Below are 17,656 nucleotides of genomic sequence, written 5' to 3'. Positions count from 1 at the left end.
GCACCTTTTTCGCGGTCAATCAAGGTGATAGTTAGGCGCCTCTTTCGTGATCTGCACGTCATGAACGTGCGATTCACGTACGCCTGCCGAGGTGATTTGCACGAATTCGGCTTTCGCGTGCAGCTCCTCGATGGTGCGGCAACCCAAATACCCCATCGAGGAGCGAACGCCGCCAACCAATTGGTGGATCACCGCCGCAACGGGCCCTTTGTACGGCACGCGCCCTTCGATGCCTTCCGGCACGAATTTGTCCACGTTTGCGGTGTTGTCCTGGAAATAGCGGTCGGCAGCACCCGCCTGCATCGCACCGAGCGATCCCATGCCGCGGTACGCTTTGTACGACCGGCCTTGATAGAGCACCGTCTCACCGGGCGCTTCTTCGGTACCAGCAAAAAGACCACCCAACATCACACAGTGGGCGCCGGCAGCGAGCGCTTTGGCAATGTCACCCGAGAATCGGATGCCGCCGTCGGCGATCAACGGGACATCGGTTCCCGCGAGCGCCTCCGCAACGTCAGAGATCGCGGTGATTTGCGGCACCCCAACGCCAGCGACGATCCGAGTGGTACAGATCGAACCGGGCCCGATCCCAACTTTGACCGCGTCCGCGCCGGCGTCGACCAACGCTTTTGCCGCCTCAGCCGTTGCGATGTTGCCGCCGATCACTTGCACATTCGGGAATTGGCGCTTGACCCAGCGCACCCGGTCGAGTACCCCTTGCGAATGGCCGTGTGCGGTATCGACGACGATCACATCGACACCCGCTTCGACCAGGCGTTCGGTGCGCTCTTCGGTACCCGCGCCGACGCCGATCGCGGCACCCACCAGGAGCCGCCCGTCGCTGTCTTTCGCCGCGTTGGGGTGTTCGGTCGACTTCTGAATGTCTTTGACCGTGATCAACCCTTTGAGGGTATCGTCCGGACCCAGGATCAGCACCCGCTCCAAACGGTGTTCGTGCATCAACGCCTTGGCTTTCTCGACGCTCTCCCCTTCGCGGATGAAAACGAGCCGCTCGCGCGGGGTCATGATTTGCGCAATTGGCAGGTCCAGCCGGGTTTCGAATCGTAGGTCGCGATGGGTGACGATCCCCACCACGCGGCCTTCGTCGACGACCGGAAGCCCGGAAATTCCGAGTTGCTGTGTGAGCGAAAGCACCTCTCCTACGGTCAGCGTGGGCGGAATCGTCACGGGATCTTTGAGGATCCCGGATTCGAACCGCTTCACCTTCGCCACTTCGGCCGCTTGCTGTTTTGCGGAGAGGTTTTTGTGGATGATTCCAATCCCACCTGCCTGCGCGAGTGCGATCGCCAACCGCGCTTCGGTCACGGTATCCATCGCCGCCGACACCAAAGGGATGTTGAGGCGGATGGCGCGCGTCAGCTTCGTCGAGAGGTCGACGTCGCGCGGCAAGACTTGGGAATAGGCAGGGACCAAGAGAACATCATCGAACGTGAGTGCGATTTTTTTGAGACGCATGGCGACACTCCAGCCAAAACGGGATTATATCGCGATTACTTCTGAGCCGCTTTTTTCCGCCGCGCCGTCTTCGGGTCGGCAATGATCGGGCGATAGATTTCGATTCGGTCACGGTCTCTGAGCGGCGTGGCCAGGGTCACGGGTTTGGCATAGATTCCGATCCGATTCTTCCCATCGAGGTCGATCTCAGGATGGCGGGATAGAATCCCGGAGCGTTCGAGCGCGTCGGCAACGGTGCTTTCGGGCGGCAACTGCACCGTGACCAGATCGACTTGGTGCGGGGCTGGCGCATAAACCACCTCGACCGTGATGGTCTCTGTCATCACTCACTCCTCTCGCTACGGTACCCTGGCAACGCCGCCCAGACTTCTGGGGAAATCGCATGGGCGCGTGCAACGAACGCATCGACGAACGTTTGGGCGATTTTGTCGAAAACCGGCCCCAGTACCTTGTCCAACCATTTACTCGCAAACTCGTAATGGAGCTCGAACTCGATCTTGCAGCCGATCGCACCGAGCGGTTTGAATCGCCAGTGGCCGTGAAGGTGTTTGAACGGCCCCTCTTTGAGCGTGATCCGCATTTCCAACGGGGGCTGTTTCTGATTGACGGTGCGGAACTGGGTTTTCACCCCATGGAAGTCGACCTTCAAGGTGGCGTCGGTCAGATGTTCCGTGCGCTGGTGGACCTCGGTGCCACCACACCACGGCAGAAACTCCGGGTAGTGTTCGCAGTGATCGACCAGCGCGAACATCGCCTCCGCAGGACGATCGATCAAAACTTGCTTGTGTACCGTCGCCATTGGCAAAAACCCAAGCCACTCCTCGGTATAATCGGGCGATTGTACCGCAACGCATGAACCTCTTTTATGGCCATCGTCGAAAATCGAAAAGCCCGACACGAATATTTCATCGAAGAGACCTTCGAAGCCGGACTCGTGCTCGAAGGTTGGGAGGTGAAAGCGATCCGTGCCGGACGGGTCAATCTGAAGGAAGCCTACGTCCTGGTTCGGCATGGCGAACTTTTTCTTTTGGGAATGCACGTCTCGCCGCTTGCCAGCGCATCGACCCATGTCCGACCCGACCCTACTCGGACGCGCAAGCTTTTGCTTCATCGCCGCGAGATCGACCGTTTGATCGGCAAGGTTGAGCGCGCGGGTTACGCGCTCGTGCCGCTCGACCTCCATTACAAGAACGGTCGGATCAAAGCAACGATTGCGTTGGCGAAAGGCAAGAAACTTCACGACAAGCGGGAAAGCGCGAAGGAACGCGATTGGGCACGCGAAAAAGCTCGGTTGCTACGTGCTGCGGTGCGCTGAAGCACTGAAACACCGCGGAACGCTCATGATAAGATATTCCCAATTGTGACGAAGGAGTTGTCGATGGGTTTTTTGGCGGGTAAAAAGATCCTGATCACCGGGCTACTCAGCAACCGCTCGATCGCTTATGGCATCGCGCAAGCGTGCGCGCGGGAAGGCGCACGTTTGGCGTTCACCTACCAAAACGAACGGTTCGAAGGGCGCATCGCCAAGTTCGCAACGGAATTCGGGGCCGATTTCATCGCGCCGCTCGACGTGACGCGCGACGAAGAGATCACCGGGCTTGCCGATCGCATCGCTCAAGAATGGGAAGGGTTAGACGGTTTCGTCCATTCCATTGCCTATGCCCCGAACGAAGCGCTCGAGGGCGATTTTCTCGACGGGTTCACGCGCGAAGCGTTTCGCATCGCCCATGAAGTGAGCGCAGCGAGTTTTCCCCTGATGGCGAAAGCGTTTCGGCCGTTGATGCAAAACCGAAAGTCGTCGATGTTGACGCTCTCGTATCTTGGCGCTGTGCGCACGATGCCCAATTACAACCTGATGGGAATGGCCAAGGCCAGTCTGGAAGCGGGTGTGCGCTACCTGGCGGCAAGCTTGGGACCTGAGGGGATCCGCGTAAACGGTGTCTCGGCAGGCCCGATCAAAACCGTTGCCGCGTCGGGCATTGGCAGTTTCAGCAGACTCCTTCGCTACAACGAACACCATGCGCCGCTGCGCCGCAATGTCACGATCGAAGAGGTGGGCAACGCCTCGGCGTTCCTCCTTTCGGATCTCGCAAGCGGCATCACCGGCGAGATTCTCTACGTTGATGGCGGTTTTCACAACGTCGCGCTCGGCAACCCCGAACCGCTCGTCTTGTAAGGAAAAGCAAAACGGGGCAACGAAAAAGGGCGCGTGCTGCGCCCTTTTCGTTTTGCCCTACAGGATTTCTCGCCCGTTATTCGGCGGTGAATTCCCGCAACGCCTCTTGACGGATCTGGATGGGATAGCGCGCTTCCACCGTGCGCAACCACGCACGGTAATGCACGTCACCATAGAGGCTGTGCAATTGTGTCGCAAGCGATTTGGCCCGTGCATCGTTATCCGTGACGACCGGCGTTTCCACCGCGACGAGTTCGAGCAGCCATACGGCATCACCGCTTGTAACCACGTTGCGAACGCCCGGTTTCCGCGGCAGCGCAAACGCGGCTTCCACCACAGTGCGCGGCAAGGTCGTATCGTTGCGTTGTAACCGCTTTTCGCCGTCCCATTTCGTGATCGACGCGTTCGTTTCTACCTGTTGCGCGAGCGAAGCCACCAATTGCGACTGCGCGCGATCGCGACGCCACGCGGCAATTGCGTCCGCTTTGGCCTCGGCAAAGGTGCGCGGTCGTGCGGACTCAAAACGGGCAACCCGCACCACCACCATACGCCCATCGGGCAACGTGACCGGATCCAGGTTTTCGCCGCGGCGGACATTTTCGCTCCTCAATTGCGCCATCAGCGCAGCTGGCAAAGGCGTGCCATCGTTGAGCGTGAGCGCATCGAGCGGCATGAGTGGCGTTTTCTCGATGGGTGCCCCGACCTTTTCCGCAACCGGGTCGAGGCGGTCCACCGCGTCAAACGCCAGATTGGGCAATTCCGCGACCAATTCCGTGAACCGCCGCTTGCGCGCCTCTTGCTGCAATGCCGCGCGAATTTGCGGGGCAACCGCGTCGAAAGTGGGTGTTTGAGCCGGCTGGATCGCAGACAACCAAACCAGATGCCAACCGAAATCGGTGCGAACGGGATCGAGTAGCCCCGGGGTTTTCGCAGCAAAAACCGCTTCAGCCAACGCTGGCGGCAGCTCTTCCTTCGTGACCCACCCCAAGTCACCCCCTTGGGCGCGGGTTGCCGCATCCTCCGACCGGTTTTTGGCGATTTCGGCGAATTGCACTTCGTCTTTGCCGCGCAGTTGCGCAAGAAGCTGCGTGACTTCCGCAGGTAGCGTTTTGCCGTCGTCAAAGTTCGAGGCAGTGATCAAGATGTGGCGAATACGCCGTTTTTCCGGTTGTGCGATCGCTGCTTTCCGGGCCTCAAAGGCCTTGCGAACGTCCTCCTCTGGTACGGGCGGCACCTCAAGTTGCTTTTCGTCGAGCACTACGTATTCGAGAGTCGCTTCATCCGGTTTCTGGAAGCGATCCTGATGTTGTTGGAAAAACGCTTCGACCGCTTGCTCGTCGACCGGCAGCGTCGCCGCAACGGCGTCGATCGAATGGCGTTGCCAGCGCACGCGCCGCACCTCTTCTTGCCACCGCAACAGCGTCAGGACATTTTGCGGAGGGACGACTGCAGCGCGAACCGAGCGCAGGAGTTTTTCGATCGCCAAATCTTCTTGGACCAGCGCTTCGAACCGCGCCGGCGTCATTCCCTGCGCCCGCAGCGCCGCTTCATACGTGGCAAAATCGAAACGGCCATCCTTCTGAAACACGGGAATCGCAGCCAGGGTTTTCTGCACCACCGTTTGCGGAACCTGCAGTCCGAGCCGCTGCGCTTCGTTCAAAAGGATTTGGCGTTCCAGCAATTGCCGCAGTACCTCCTCAACGAACGCTTGGCTGCGCACGAGCTTCGGGTCAAACGCCTCCCCCATCTGGGTACGCAAGCGGTCGCTTTGCCGCTGCAGCGCGTCGCGCAGCGCCGCAACCGTTACCGCGGAATCCCCTACCGTTGCCACTTCGTTACGCGACGGACCTGTGGAAAAGTAACGCTCTACACCAAAAAAGGCAAAGGGAATGATCAATATAAGCAAGATGATCTGCGCGATTCGCTTGCGGCGGCGAATGGCATCGAGCATTATCGTGACCTCGAACAAAATCGGAAGCCGTAATTATCGCATAAGCCGTTTCGTTGCTGCAGTGGCGTATAATTATCGTTCAGTTTTCTTGACATCGAAATTATGGAAAACGAAGTCAGTGACTTTCTGATTGTCGGACGGACGGTCGATGGACGCCGTTTCCGCCCCAGCGATTGGGCGGAACGCCTTTGCGGCATCATGGCAACGATGGGGGCGGACAACCGAATGCGCTACTCCCCCTATGTTCGCCCCGGCCCGATGATCGATGGGGCCAAGACCGTCGAAGTAGATGCCAAACTGTACCACGTTCAGCCGATGGCTTACCGTTTTCTTGTCAATTTCGCCAAGGACAACAACCTGGAAATTCGCTATCGCGACGTTTGTACGGTTGCCCCGCCCGAAAAAGAGGCCAGTTGAACGGCGCGGAGGGCGCAGCCGATACCGCAAGGAATAAAAAAGCGGCCTGTGGCCGCTTTTCCTATCAAAGACGAAAGAAACAAACCATCACGCCATGGCTTTGATCTTGGCAACCAGCCGGCTCTTGTAACGGGCAGCAGCATTCTTGTGAATAATGCCTTTGCCCGCAATCGAATCGATCACCGATTGCGCTGCTTGGTACGCTGCTTGGGCCTGTTCTTTGTTGCCCGAAGCGATCGCAAGCCGAACCGACTTGATCGCTGTGCGCAGACGTGAGCGAAGACTGCGGTTATGGGCACGGCGCTTCAAGTCCTGCCGTGCACGTTTGCGTGCTTGTGCCGTGTTGGCCATCTTATCCCCAATCGAAATTCATGCACCAGAAACTATAATTCTAACTTTTTCATCACCCCTTTGCAAGGCGGTTCTGGATGAATTTCCTCAAAACACTCGCGCAGGTGAGCAGCCTGACGCTCCTTTCTCGCCTCCTGGGGTTCGCCCGTGACGTTTTGATCGCCGCACTTTTTGGGGCGCAAGCGGCTACCGACGCATTCGTGGTTGCGTTTCGACTTCCCAACCTCTTGCGTCGCCTCTTCGCCGAAGGCGCGTTCTCCCAGGCATTCGTTCCCGTCTTGGCCCAGACGCATCGCACTGCGCCTCCCGAGCGCACCAAAGCGTTGATCGACCGGGTGTTCACGGTTCTTTTCGTCACCGTTGGCGTCGTGACGCTCGCAGGCGTGCTTGGTGCCGAAGGGTTGGTCCGCGCAGTGGCGCCTGGGTTCGCTGCGGATCCGGAACGTTTCGCGCTTGCCGTCGCGATGACCCGCTTGACGTTTCCCTATATCTTGTTCATGTCGCTCGTGGCGTTTTCCTCGGCGCTTTTCAACACCTGGGGCCATTTTCGTCTGCCCGCGGCAACACCGATCGCGCTCAATGCCGCGTTCCTCTTACTCCTTACCACCGCGTGGGCAATGGACGATCGCGACCCGTATTGGCTTGCCTATTCGGTGCTTTTGGGGGGAATCCTGCAGTGGCTCTGGCACTGGTGGCAATTGCCCCGTCTGGGCTTGACGCCACGCTGGGACTGGCACCCACGCGATCCTGGCGTGCGGCGGATCCTCACCCTGATGGGGCCAGCGGTCTTTGGGGTTTCCGCCGCGCAGATCTCGTTGCTGCTCAATACCCTCTTCGCTTCTCTACTCCCCACAGGAAGCGTCTCCTGGCTGTACTACGCCGATCGTCTGATGGAATTACCGGCAGGCCTTTTTGGTGCGACGCTCGGTGTGATCCTCTTGCCGCACCTCAGCCGCGCGGTCGCGGAACGCAATGAAGCGGGGTATCAGCGCTTGGTTGACTGGGGTTTGCGAATGACGCTCCTCTTGACTGCTCCGTGCGCGCTCGCGTTCGTGCTGAGTGGTGAACCGCTCACGATGGCGCTCTTTGCGCGCGGGGCCTTTTCCGCACACGACGCACACGCCACGGCTTTGGCGCTTGCCGCCTATGCGTTTGGCCTCATTCCCCTCATCGGCGTCAAAATTCTAGCGCCCGGGTTTTACGCCCGTGAGGACACGCGAACCCCGGTCAAAGGGGCAATCCTTTCGCTGATCCTCACGCAACTTGGCAACGCCCTCTTTCTTTTCCTCTTCGATTGGGGACACTGGGCCTTGGCGTTGTCGATTTCGCTCGCTGCCTGGGGCAACGCCGGGTTTTTACTCTTTCACTTGCACCGCCGTGGCCATTTCGTGTGGCAACCGAACTGGCCGCGTTTCCTTCTTTCCCTCACGTTAGCGTTACTGGCTCTTGCGCTCTTTCTCGTCACAACGGAGGCGTGGGTGGAAGCGGAAACCGCATCCGGGCAATGGGTCCGTTTGCTGGGGGTGGCGCTTTGGGTTACCGTAGGCGCTGGCGTCTATTTTTCCGTTCTTTGGCTCACAGGGTTTCGCTGGGGGTCACTCAAGCGGCCGTTGTGACGAATCGGATGCGAGCTGCTTTTGCCAAAAGTGGTAAAACTGCGTCGCAGAAAGCGGGTGCGCATACCAGTACCCCTGGAAAAAATCGCATCCCAGGCGCAACAGATGGTCCCGCTGCTCAGCGCACTCTACCCCTTCTGCCACCACCTGGAGCCCTAACCGATGTGCCATCTGGATGGTTGCGTCGACGATCGCGTCGTCGCGGCCATTGTGCGCCAGCGGTGTGATGAACGAGCGGTCGATTTTCAGTTCCGAAAGCGGGAAGGTATGAAGATACGCAAGCGAAGAGTAACCCGTGCCAAAATCATCTACCGCAAAACGGACCCCCAACCTCGCCAAACGTTGCACCTGCTCTTGCGCAAGTGCCGGGTCGCGCATCATTGCCGATTCGGTTATCTCCAATTTGAGCGCACTCGGCTCGACACCGTTCTCGGCAAGCGCAGCGCGAACCGTCTCATAGAGCATCGTGTCGTAGAGCTGATGCGCAGACCGCAATGCTCGGGAGACGCAAACCGGCTTGTCTCCACTGCACCCACTGGTACAACGCACGCCGCAATACCCAACGACCGATGGCCGGCATCAGCCCGACCTGTTCGGCAACCGGGACGAAGCGTGCTGGCGGAACCTCTCCCAGCTCTTCATCGCGCCAACGCAAGAGTACTTCTGCACTGACGATCGCGCCTGTCCGATCGCAAATCGGTTGAAATACGAGATGAAACGCATCATGGTGGATCGCAAGGCGCAGCCGTTGCTCCAAACGACTGCGTGACGTCGCCGCTTCGTGCAAACTCCGGGTAAAAAAGGCAAAACGGTTTCCCCCCTCCCCCTTTGCACGATACATCGCAAGATCCGCAGCGCGTAAGAGCGCGTTTGGATCACGCTCGTCGTCGGGATAGAGCGCGATCCCGATCGAAGGAGAGAGTTGCCATTGGTTTTCCCCCACTTCGAACGGTAAAGCAAACCGTTCCAGCAAGCGCTGCGCTAACTCACTGGCTTGTGTCGCTTCGGTGACGAAGGTCACTGCAACGAATTCGTCTCCGCCGACACGGGCAGCAAGATCACTGGCGCGTACTGCCGTACGGAGCCGCTCGGCCGCAGCGCGCAACACCGCATCACCCACTTCGTGTCCAGCGGTGTCATTGACCCATTTGAAACGATCCAAATCGATGAACAATACGGCAAGGTGCTCGGCGCGCCGTTTGGCCTCTTCACACAAGCGCGGCAATTGGCTGAGCAGCGCCGCACGGTTGGTCAAACCGGTCAATTCGTCGGTGAGCGCACGACGACGCAGTTCCGCTTCGATGCGGCGCTGCTCGGTCACGTCTTGGTAGATCGAAACGAACCCGCCGGAGGGAACCGGTTGCCCGATGATATGGAGCACGCGGCCATTGGGACGCGTCCGTTCGAGTTCATGCGGCACGAAACTACGTGCAGCCCGAAGCCGTTCCTCGAGATAGGCTTCGAGATTGGTGACCGCGCCATACTCGCCGCGCTCCACGTTGAAGCGCAGAAGTGTTGCAAAATCGACGCCATGATCCAGTAGTGTCGACGGAAAGTCAAGGAGTTCGGCAAACTTCTGGTTCCAAGCGATCAGTTGCAGCTCTGCGTCGAAAAACGACACGCCACTGGGAAGGTGATCGATCAGCGTCTGCAAGCGGTCTCGCGCCGTCTGGGCCGCAGCTTCCGCAGCTTTGAGCGCAGTGATGTCCGTGAAGGTCGAAACGAAACCCGCTGGCCGCCCTTGCGCGTCGAAGAAGGGCTCTCCTTGCACCAGATGCCAGCGACCGTCGGGGTGTTGCCGTTCGAGGCGGTGCGGGCGAAAGGTTTTGGCCAACGCCACCCGTTCCGCGACCAACTGTTCCGGATCGCCCGGCCCGTATTCGCCACGCGAGGCGGGTACCCGAATGAGATCGGCAAACGAGACCCCTTCGTACGCCAACGAACGGGGCAAGTCGAGAATGTCGAACGCGCGGTCGTTCCAGTAGCGCAATCGCAGCTCGGCGTCGAAAACCATCAAGCCAACCGGAAGCGCTGCGATCACTGCGTTGAGCGTACGCGCTTTTTCCGTGAGCGCCGCATCGAGCGCCAAATAGCGGTCGTCGAAGCGGTTGATCCCATAAGCAAGCCGTTTTCCCTCCGGCGTCGTGAGGACCACCACCTGCACGATACACGAACGGATTTGTCCCCCTTTCAAGCACCACCCGGTACTGGACCACCCCTTGTCCGCTGCGGTAAGCCGCTTCCACTTGGTGGACGAACACGTCCCGATCCTCAGGGTGAAGATGCGCCAAAAACACTTCCCGAGTCGCCGGTTCATCCAGAGCAACGCCGTGCTGGCGGCGAAAGGTTTCGGACCAGACCATTTCGCCGGTGGCGAGATCGCGAACCCAATAGCCCCACCCCAGCGCATCGAGGACATGGCTGAGCGCCGAATCGAGCTCATAACGAGGCATCGTTTGTCCCACTGAACGAGGACGAGGTGAAAAAATCGGGAAGCCCGTGCGCTTTGCATGGGATCTGAGGGCACCCTTCCAAGAGGGGCAAAAGATAGTCGAGAAACGCGCGATCGACCTGAAAAGGAGCGGCAATCCATGACGCGGGAAAGCGCCTTTCTTGGTTCCCGATGGTTGCGGCATCGACTGCCTCCATTCGCCAACCGCCGGTCGCTTGGTCGCAAACGACCCCAACCATCACGCCAGACTGCGCGCCTTCGGCGGCCCAAGCAACGGCGGTCTCGCCAACTTGCCAAGCGACGCGGTGGTCGACCGCACTCACCCAATGCGCTGCGGCGCGCTGGAGGTAATCCGGGACCGCCACATGGACCTTCGCGCCCAACGCTTCGCGCAACCAACCGCCAATCACGCTTCCCGCACCGCCCAACTGCACGTACCGCCGTTTTTCCACCCCTTGATAGGCGAGCGGTTTGCCATCTAGCGTTGCCCCTTCGGCGACGACCACAGTACAGTACCCCAAGCGGGCGATTGTCGCCTTGGCTGCCGCAAGTAACGACCCTTTGTCCCAACGCATCTCGGGCAGCACGATGAGATGAGGACCTTCATCGTCCAAGACCACCGAAGCGGCTTTCACCGCGGCGGCCAACCAACCTGCATTGCGCCCCATCGTCTCCATCACGAACGCACGCGCCCCTTTCGCCGGAAACGATGCCAAATCGAGCGACGCTTCGAGGAAACTGGTGATCAAATAGCGCGCCGCCGAAGGGTAACCCGGTGAGAAATGGGTCCCTTCCAGATCGTTGTCGATCGTCTTGGGAATACCGATCACAGTGAGCGGGATGCCCCGCCGTTTCGCTTCCCGGTCGATCTGCGCGACGGTTGCGATCGACCCATTTCCGCCGTTATAGAGCAATGCGTCGATACCGTAGCGCGCAAGGACCTGAAACAACTGGTCGTACGGAGTGGGATCGATTTCGGGATCGGGAAGATCGCGCCGTGCCGTGCCAAAAAAACCCCCTGGAGTATGGCTAAGCCGCAGCAGTTGCTCAGCTGAAAATCGTGGCACGGCAACGAGATCACCCGCAAGTAACCCCTGCATCCCATAGCGCGCGGCAAAAAGGGTAAGTCCACGGCGCTGCGCCTCGGCGATCACCCCCGCGGCGCTTGCGTTGATCACCGCGGACATTCCCCCAGATTGGGCGTAGACGATTCGGCGAATGGCACTCACCGGTGGCTCCTACACAGTACCACCCTTCAATATAACACAACGAGGATGTCGTGATAAGTGACGCTCGAGAAAAAAGCGGGGGTGCGCTATTACAAACCGCTCAACAGCGGGGTAAATAAGGGCGAGCCAAGGCTAGCGCTGCCAAAGTCTTCCCGTCGCGCAACTGCCCGCTTTCGGCACGGGCAAAGAGCTCCGCAAGGGGTAACAAGAAGACCTCGAGAAACTCACCCTCGTCGCGGCGAGCAAGCCCCGGGGAAATTTCGGTTGTAAGCGCCACGTGGATCACTTCGTTGCTGTAGCCGACGCATGGCCAGAAACTGCCAAGCAAACGCCAGCTGTGTGCTGTGTACCCCGTCTCCTCCTGCAATTCCCGCTGCGCACAGGTAAGCAGATCTTCACCAGGGTCCAGTTTTCCCGCTGGCAACTCTTCGACTACCGTCTTGACGGGGTGGCGGTATTGCCGCTCCATCACCACCCGGTTGGCGGCGTCGAGCGCGATGACCACCACCGCACCGGGGTGGCGGATGTACTCCCGTGTTGCGGTGTGACCATCGGGCAAGCGAACTTTGTCCCGCCACACATCAAGGAGTTTTCCCTGCCAGACCCGGTTTGATGCCACCGCTACCTCGACAAGGTGGCGATCATCCCCAGGTTTGACCGATTCATCCATCGCGCCGACCACCCGTTACAGCGAAGCGATCATCGCGTACGCCGCAAGGGACATCAATCCTTGCGGCATCAGGCCAAAAAGCGCAAGAGCCAGCGCATTCCCGGAAAGAAGCACCCGCGTTTCACTGGAAGCGATCAACGGCTGCCGCTCCGTCGGCTCGTCGAAATAGGCGAGTTTGACAACGCGCAGGTAGTAGAACGCGCCGATCAACGACATCACCACCGCAAGCACCGCGACCCACAAGTAGCCCGCAGCGACCACCGCTTGCAACACCGCCAATTTAGCAAAGAACCCAACGAAGAACGGCACGCCCGCAAGGGAAAACATCGTAATCAACAGCATCGCGGCAAACCACGGGCTTTTTTGATTGAGCCCTTTGACGTCATCGAGCCATTCCGCTTCAAAGCCCGAGCGCGCCATCAGCAAAATCAGCCCAAAGCTCGCTAAGCTCATCACCGCATAGACGATCGCATAGAAAAGGGTCGCGCTGTAAGCGTTCAAAGCCAATTGATGGTTTCCTTCCACAACGCCCACCGCGAGCCCAAGCAGAATGAAGCCCACATGGGAAATCCCAGAGTAGGCGAGCATCCGCTTGAGGTTCTTCTGCGCGATCGCGGCAAGGTTTCCTAAGACAATTGACGCCACCGCAACGACCATGAGCATCGGCTGCCAATAGTGGGCGTATTCGAAAAAGCCGAAGACCAGCAGGCGAAACGCCAGCGCAAACGCGGCCAGTTTCGGCGCCGAAGCAAGGAGCAGCGTCACCGGAGTGGGTGCGCCATGATAGACGTCCGCGACCCACATATGGAACGGAACCGCACCGAATTTGAACGCAATCCCCGCGACCAAAAAGGCGAGGCCAAAACCGAAGACACGTTCGTCGCCAGGACGGAGCGCGGCAACCGACGAAATTTCAGGAAGCGACAACGTGGCCGTGGCACCGTAGATCAGCGAGAGCCCATAGAGGATCAAACCGGAGGCGAGCGCCCCGAGCACGAAATACTTCATCCCCGCTTCGGCACGCAACGCGTGGTTGCGGTCAAACGCGACGAGCGCATAGAGCGCGAGCGACATCAACTCCAAACCGAGGTAGAAAAGGAGCAGATGGTTCGCAACCGTGAGAATCTGCATGCCCAAAAGGGACAACAAGACCAATGCGTAATACTCCGCCCGTTCCAACCCCCGCTCGATCAGATAAAAGCGGCCGTAAATCAAAGCGGCAAAAACCGACAGATAGATGAAGAGCTGCACCACCAACGTGATCCAATCGACCAGAAAGATCCCGCCGAACGTGGTCTGTACGCGCGGATCGCCGGAAGTGAACACCGTAAGCAGCGTCGCGACGATCACCGCCAGTTGCGCGACCACATAATTCCATTGCCGCCACCGCTCACGCGCAAAGGCCCCAGCGGTCATCAAAACCAGCGCAGCGAGCGCGATCACGATCTGCGGGGCCAACAACGCAAAATTGGGAAGTTCCAATGCCATGGTGTCTCACCCTTCCTTAGAGTTTTCCGGCTGCCACATGGGCCAACAACGCATCGACCGAGGTATGCATCACCTCGAGCAGCGGCATGGGCCAGATTCCCAACAGCAAGACGAAGAACGCCATCGCTGCCAAAATCACGAATTCTCGCCGGTTGATGTCCTGCAGCGCCGCAACCTGCGGGTTTGCGACCGCGCCAAAGACGACCCGCTTGTACATCCACAACGAATAGGCGGCACCCAGGATCAACGTCGTCGCCGCTGCAGCGGCAATCCAAAAATTGACTTTGACCGCTGCCAACGTGACCATGAATTCGCCGACGAAACCACTCGTGGCCGGAAGCCCCGAATTGGCCATCGCAAAAAGGAGGAAAAACGCGGCAAATTTGGGCATGGTATTGACCACACCGCCGTAATCGGCGATCCGGCGCGTGTGCAGGCGATCATAGAGCACGCCGATGCACAAGAACATCGCACCCGAAACGAAGCCGTGCGACACCATCTGTACGATCGCCCCTTCCATTCCCAGTGCGTTGAAGAGGAAGAACCCCAACGTGACGAACCCCATGTGCGCGACCGAGGAGTACGCGACCAATTTCTTCATGTCTTCTTGCACAAGCGCGACAAAACCGATATAGACAACCGCAATGAGCGACAGCGCCACCATCAACCCTTGGAACGCCTGCGCCGCATCTGGCGCGATGGGCAACGAAAAGCGCAAAAAACCGTACGCACCCAGCTTCAGCGCGATCGCCGCCAGCACCACCGACCCGCCCGTAGGCGCTTCGACGTGCGCATCGGGCAACCAGGTATGCACCGGCCACATTGGCACCTTGACCGCGAAGGCGAGCAAGAAACCCAGGAAGAGCCATTTCTGTTCGGTGAGGGTAAGCGGCAACCGGTGCCACTCCAAGAGGTCGAAACTGCCACCCGATGCGGCGAAGAGGTAGAGGATCGCCACCAACATGAGGAGCGAGCCCACCAACGTATAGAGGAAGAACTTGATCGCGGCATAGACGCGATTGGGGCCGCCCCAAATCCCGATGATCAAATAGAGCGGGATCAACGATGCTTCGAAAAAGACGTAGAACAAGACCGCGTCGAGCGCCGAAAAAACGCCGTTGATGATCCCGGACATGATCAGGAATGCCGCGAGATATTGCGCGACCTGCTTCTGGATCACCTCCCAACCGGCGATCACGACGATCAAGGTGATGAAGCTGTTCAACACCACGAATGGCATCGAGATCCCATCGACCCCCAAGTAATAGCGGATGTTGTAACGCGGGATCCATTCGCGCAATTCGACGAATTGCATCGCTGAGGTCGTGGGATCGAACTGGAACCACAACGGCAACGTTACCGCAAACCCGAGCGCAGCTGCAAACAGGCTGATCAAGCGCGCCTCGAACGCACGGCGGTCATTGCCTGCCGCTGCGAGAACCAGCACCCCGCCAATGATTGGGATCCAGATCGCGAGACTCAGTAAGGGCATTCCCGACATAACGGTCATCCACGTTCAAACGAGGTAAAGGAAAAGGAGCAAAACGGCAATTCCCAGAATCATCGAGAAAGCGTAATGGTAGAGACGCCCACTTTGCAGCGCCGCGCCAGCTTCCGCTACTTCACCGACGATTTGCGCCGAGCCGTTCACCATCGCGCCGTCGATCACCGTGCGATCACCGATTTGCCACAACCAACGACCCAAACGGCGGGCGCCACCGGCAAAGACGATCTCGTTGAAGCGGTCGAAATAGTAGTGATTGACGAGAATCGTGTAGAGCCAACGTACGCGCGCCGCGATTCGATCGGGCAGATCGGGCCGCACCAGGTAGAAGAACGCAGCCAAAGCCACACCCGCAAGCGCGATGAAGAACGGCAGCGAGGTCAAGCCGTGCAACCCCATCGCCAGCGCACCGTGGAACTCTTCCCGGAGCGCTGCGATCGAGCCGTGGCGCGCTTCATCGACGAAAATGACATTCGCGAACCAACCGCCGAAGAGCATTGCGTCGATCGTGAAGGCACCGATCAACAGCGAAGGAATCGCAAGGAGCACGAGCGGCACGGTTACCACCTTGGGCGACTCGTGCGGTTTTTCCCCCGGCGCCAGACCATGGTGATGGTCATCCGAACCGTGCGCTGCGTGATCGTGATGCGCGTGCGCTTGACCGAAGCGCTCTTTGCCGTGGAACACCAAAAAGATCATGCGGAAGGTATAAAACGCAGTGACGAACACCCCAGCCATCACGCAGAAATAGGCATAGGTTGCGCCAGGAATCTGCGCGTGCGCCACTGCGATCAGAATCGAGTCTTTGGAATAGAACCCGGAAGTAAAGGGCGTTCCAATCAACGCCAACGCCCCGATGAGAGCGGTGAGCCAAGTCACGGGCAGGTACTTCCACAATCCCCCCATGTTGCGCATGTCTTGATCGTGGTGCATTGCGATGATCACGGAACCTGCGGAGAGGAAAAGGAGCGCTTTGAAAAATGCGTGCGTCATCAGGTGGAAGATCGCGACTGAATAGGCCGAAGCGCCCAAAGCCACCGTCATATACCCCAGCTGCGAAAGGGTTGAATAGGCAACCACTCGCTTGATGTCGCTCTGGACGATCCCAAGAATGCCCATGAAAAACGCCGTGGTCGCACCGATCACCAGCACGAACGAAAGCGCGGTATCGGAAAGCTCGAAAAGCGGCGACATCCGGGCGACCATGAAGATCCCGGCAGTGACCATCGTCGCGGCGTGGATCAGCGCCGAAATCGGGGTCGGACCTTCCATCGAATCGGGAAGCCAAACATGGAGCGGCACCTGAGCCGATTTCCCCATTGCCCCGATGAACAAAGCGATGCAGATCGCAGTGATCAGCGGCCACCCTGTGACCGCCTCATTCATCGTGGCGAGTTTTTCCGCTTGCGCGAACGTCTCGGCATAGTCGAGCGTACCGGCGTACGCTGCGATCAACCCAATCCCCAGCAGAAACCCGAAGTCCCCCACGCGGTTGACCAGAAAAGCCTTGAGGTTGGCGTAGATCGCGGTTGGCCGCGTGTACCAGAAACCGATCAACAGGTAGGAGACCAATCCCACCGCTTCCCAGCCGAAGAAGAGCTGCAAAAAGTTGTTGCTCATCACGAGCATCAACATCGAAAAGGTAAAGAGCGAGATATAGCTGAAGAAACGGCAATACCCGGGATCGTCGGCCATATAGCCGATGGTATAGATATGCACCATCAGCGAGACGAACGTGACGACGAGCATCATCGTCACCGTGAGCGAATCGATCAAAAAGCCGACCTCGAAGGTCAGACCGTCACTCGTTCCCCAGGTGTACAAGGGCCCATTGAAGGTATTGCCATTGTGCACGTCGAAAAAGATCGCGACCGACGCCAGAAACGCAATCAACACCCCCAAAATCGTGATGCGGTGTGTTGCGGTTCGCCCCAAGCGATTGCCCCACAATCCGGCAACGATCGCGCCAACGAGCGGCGCAAAGGGGACAACCGTATAGAGTAATTTCATGCTCCCTCCTTACCCACGCAGCTCGGTGAGATCATCGACGTGGATCGACTGCCGGTGCCGGAATAGAACCACCAGGATCGCCAAGCCGATCCCAGCTTCCGCGGCTGCCACGGTCAATATGAAGAAAACGAAGACCTGACCGTGGATATCGCCCAGAAAATGGGAAAACGCGATGAAATTGGTATTGACCGCGAGGAGCATCAATTCGATACACATCAGCAAAACGATCAAATTCTTCCGGTTCAAGAAGATGCCCACGACGCTGATCACGAACAGTGCGCCTGCGAGCAACAGATAGTGCGTAAGGGTCATCGCG

15 protein-coding genes and 1 pseudogene are annotated in these 17,656 nt (G+C 58.8%); 4 read left to right on the top strand and 12 right to left on the bottom strand.

The annotated features are described in order from the left end of the window. Window positions 1-15 precede the first annotated feature (15 nt). The 3 genes from guaB to KUL93_RS06155 are packed head-to-tail and all read right to left on the bottom strand — an operon-like array spanning window position 16 to window position 2,275. Window positions 16-1,476: an IMP dehydrogenase gene (gene guaB / locus KUL93_RS06165; protein ID WP_217126202.1), complete on the bottom strand. Its 1,461-nt coding sequence runs from the start codon at window positions 1,474-1,476 to the stop codon at window positions 16-18. A gap of 35 nt (window positions 1,477-1,511) precedes the next feature. After that, entirely contained in the window at window positions 1,512-1,799 is a 288-nt protein-coding gene (locus KUL93_RS06160; protein ID WP_217126201.1) for an RnfH family protein, read from the bottom strand. Next, on the bottom strand, window positions 1,799-2,275 hold the full coding sequence (locus KUL93_RS06155) for a type II toxin-antitoxin system RatA family toxin (protein WP_217126200.1): 477 nt from the start codon (window positions 2,273-2,275) through the stop codon (window positions 1,799-1,801). The genes KUL93_RS06160 and KUL93_RS06155 overlap by 1 nt, the downstream gene beginning before the upstream one ends. 66 nt (window positions 2,276-2,341) lie before the next feature. Between KUL93_RS06155 and smpB the strand changes: the two genes are divergently transcribed. After that, window positions 2,342-2,791: an SsrA-binding protein SmpB gene (gene smpB / locus KUL93_RS06150; RefSeq protein ID WP_217126199.1), complete on the top strand. Its 450-nt coding sequence runs from the start codon at window positions 2,342-2,344 to the stop codon at window positions 2,789-2,791. A gap of 63 nt (window positions 2,792-2,854) precedes the next feature. Further along, complete coding sequence (locus tag KUL93_RS06145) at window positions 2,855-3,652, top strand: enoyl-ACP reductase FabI (protein ID WP_119335161.1); 798 nt, start codon at window positions 2,855-2,857, stop codon at window positions 3,650-3,652. A gap of 76 nt (window positions 3,653-3,728) precedes the next feature. Here KUL93_RS06145 and KUL93_RS06140 read toward each other — a convergent pair whose 3' ends face one another. Next, a complete protein-coding gene (locus KUL93_RS06140) occupies window positions 3,729-5,603 on the bottom strand; it encodes a peptidylprolyl isomerase (RefSeq protein ID WP_217126198.1) in 1,875 nt (624 codons plus the stop codon). Window positions 5,604-5,705: 102 nt separating this feature from the next. Here KUL93_RS06140 and KUL93_RS06135 point away from each other — a divergent pair, with 102 nt between their 5' ends. Then, on the top strand, window positions 5,706-6,020 hold the full coding sequence (locus tag KUL93_RS06135) for a DUF3579 domain-containing protein (protein WP_119335163.1): 315 nt from the start codon (window positions 5,706-5,708) through the stop codon (window positions 6,018-6,020). An 87-nt stretch (window positions 6,021-6,107) separates the two neighbouring features. Here KUL93_RS06135 and rpsT read toward each other — a convergent pair whose 3' ends face one another. Further along, window positions 6,108-6,371: a 30S ribosomal protein S20 gene (rpsT, locus tag KUL93_RS06130; protein ID WP_119335164.1), complete on the bottom strand. Its 264-nt coding sequence runs from the start codon at window positions 6,369-6,371 to the stop codon at window positions 6,108-6,110. A gap of 77 nt (window positions 6,372-6,448) precedes the next feature. Between rpsT and murJ the strand changes: the two genes are divergently transcribed. Beyond that, on the top strand, window positions 6,449-7,987 hold the full coding sequence (gene murJ, locus KUL93_RS06125; RefSeq protein WP_217126197.1) for a murein biosynthesis integral membrane protein MurJ: 1,539 nt from the start codon (window positions 6,449-6,451) through the stop codon (window positions 7,985-7,987). Here murJ and KUL93_RS06115 read toward each other — a convergent pair. The 7 genes and pseudogenes from KUL93_RS06115 to nuoK all read right to left on the bottom strand — a co-directional run bounded on the left by KUL93_RS06115 (window position 7,967) and on the right by nuoK (window position 17,652). Beyond that, window positions 7,967-10,304 (bottom strand): annotated as a pseudogene (locus KUL93_RS06115) (putative bifunctional diguanylate cyclase/phosphodiesterase). The gene murJ and the pseudogene KUL93_RS06115 sit on opposite strands and share 21 nt — an antisense overlap. Window positions 10,305-10,426: 122 nt before the next feature. After that, window positions 10,427-11,668: a diphosphate--fructose-6-phosphate 1-phosphotransferase gene (locus KUL93_RS06110; protein WP_217126194.1), complete on the bottom strand. Its 1,242-nt coding sequence runs from the start codon at window positions 11,666-11,668 to the stop codon at window positions 10,427-10,429. A 100-nt stretch (window positions 11,669-11,768) separates the two neighbouring features. After that, window positions 11,769-12,338 (bottom strand): NUDIX domain-containing protein, encoded by a 570-nt coding sequence (locus KUL93_RS06105; RefSeq protein WP_217126193.1) that lies wholly within the window; start codon window positions 12,336-12,338, stop codon window positions 11,769-11,771. Window positions 12,339-12,353: 15 nt separating this feature from the next. Then, a complete protein-coding gene (gene nuoN / locus KUL93_RS06100) occupies window positions 12,354-13,826 on the bottom strand; it encodes an NADH-quinone oxidoreductase subunit NuoN (RefSeq protein ID WP_217126192.1) in 1,473 nt (490 codons plus the stop codon). A gap of 16 nt (window positions 13,827-13,842) precedes the next feature. Then, window positions 13,843-15,327 carry an NADH-quinone oxidoreductase subunit M gene (locus tag KUL93_RS06095; protein WP_217126191.1) on the bottom strand — a complete coding sequence of 495 codons (1,485 nt, stop codon included), beginning with the start codon at window positions 15,325-15,327 and terminating at the stop codon, window positions 13,843-13,845. 15 nt (window positions 15,328-15,342) lie between these two features. Further along, a complete protein-coding gene (gene nuoL / locus KUL93_RS06090) occupies window positions 15,343-17,340 on the bottom strand; it encodes an NADH-quinone oxidoreductase subunit L (RefSeq protein ID WP_217126190.1) in 1,998 nt (665 codons plus the stop codon). Window positions 17,341-17,349: 9 nt separating this feature from the next. Continuing rightward, window positions 17,350-17,652, bottom strand: a complete 303-nt coding sequence (gene nuoK / locus KUL93_RS06085) for an NADH-quinone oxidoreductase subunit NuoK (RefSeq protein ID WP_119335173.1) — start codon at window positions 17,650-17,652, stop codon at window positions 17,350-17,352. Window positions 17,653-17,656: the final 4 nt, after the last annotated feature.

The sequence above is a fragment of the Hydrogenophilus thiooxidans genome (assembly GCF_019049855.1).
GTDB classification, from domain to species: Bacteria; Pseudomonadota; Gammaproteobacteria; order Burkholderiales; family Rhodocyclaceae; genus Hydrogenophilus; species Hydrogenophilus thiooxidans.
Note: the sequence above shows the minus strand (reverse complement) of the source record. Positions and strands in the feature narration are given on the sequence as shown.

Coding starts and splice junctions, on each gene's coding strand:
- guaB (WP_217126202.1), bottom strand. CDS start 1,476: ATGCGTCTCAAAAAAATCGCACTCACGTTCGATGATGTTCTCTTGGTC.
- KUL93_RS06160 (WP_217126201.1), bottom strand. CDS start 1,799: ATGACAGAGACCATCACGGTCGAGGTGGTTTATGCGCCAGCCCCGCAC.
- KUL93_RS06155 (WP_217126200.1), bottom strand. CDS start 2,275: ATGGCGACGGTACACAAGCAAGTTTTGATCGATCGTCCTGCGGAGGCG.
- smpB (WP_217126199.1), top strand. CDS start 2,342: ATGGCCATCGTCGAAAATCGAAAAGCCCGACACGAATATTTCATCGAA.
- KUL93_RS06145 (WP_119335161.1), top strand. CDS start 2,855: ATGGGTTTTTTGGCGGGTAAAAAGATCCTGATCACCGGGCTACTCAGC.
- KUL93_RS06140 (WP_217126198.1), bottom strand. CDS start 5,603: ATGCTCGATGCCATTCGCCGCCGCAAGCGAATCGCGCAGATCATCTTG.
- KUL93_RS06135 (WP_119335163.1), top strand. CDS start 5,706: ATGGAAAACGAAGTCAGTGACTTTCTGATTGTCGGACGGACGGTCGAT.
- rpsT (WP_119335164.1), bottom strand. CDS start 6,371: ATGGCCAACACGGCACAAGCACGCAAACGTGCACGGCAGGACTTGAAG.
- murJ (WP_217126197.1), top strand. CDS start 6,449: ATGAATTTCCTCAAAACACTCGCGCAGGTGAGCAGCCTGACGCTCCTT.
- KUL93_RS06105 (WP_217126193.1), bottom strand. CDS start 12,338: ATGGATGAATCGGTCAAACCTGGGGATGATCGCCACCTTGTCGAGGTA.
- nuoN (WP_217126192.1), bottom strand. CDS start 13,826: ATGGCATTGGAACTTCCCAATTTTGCGTTGTTGGCCCCGCAGATCGTG.
- KUL93_RS06095 (WP_217126191.1), bottom strand. CDS start 15,327: ATGTCGGGAATGCCCTTACTGAGTCTCGCGATCTGGATCCCAATCATT.
- nuoL (WP_217126190.1), bottom strand. CDS start 17,340: ATGAAATTACTCTATACGGTTGTCCCCTTTGCGCCGCTCGTTGGCGCG.
- nuoK (WP_119335173.1), bottom strand. CDS start 17,652: ATGACCCTTACGCACTATCTGTTGCTCGCAGGCGCACTGTTCGTGATC.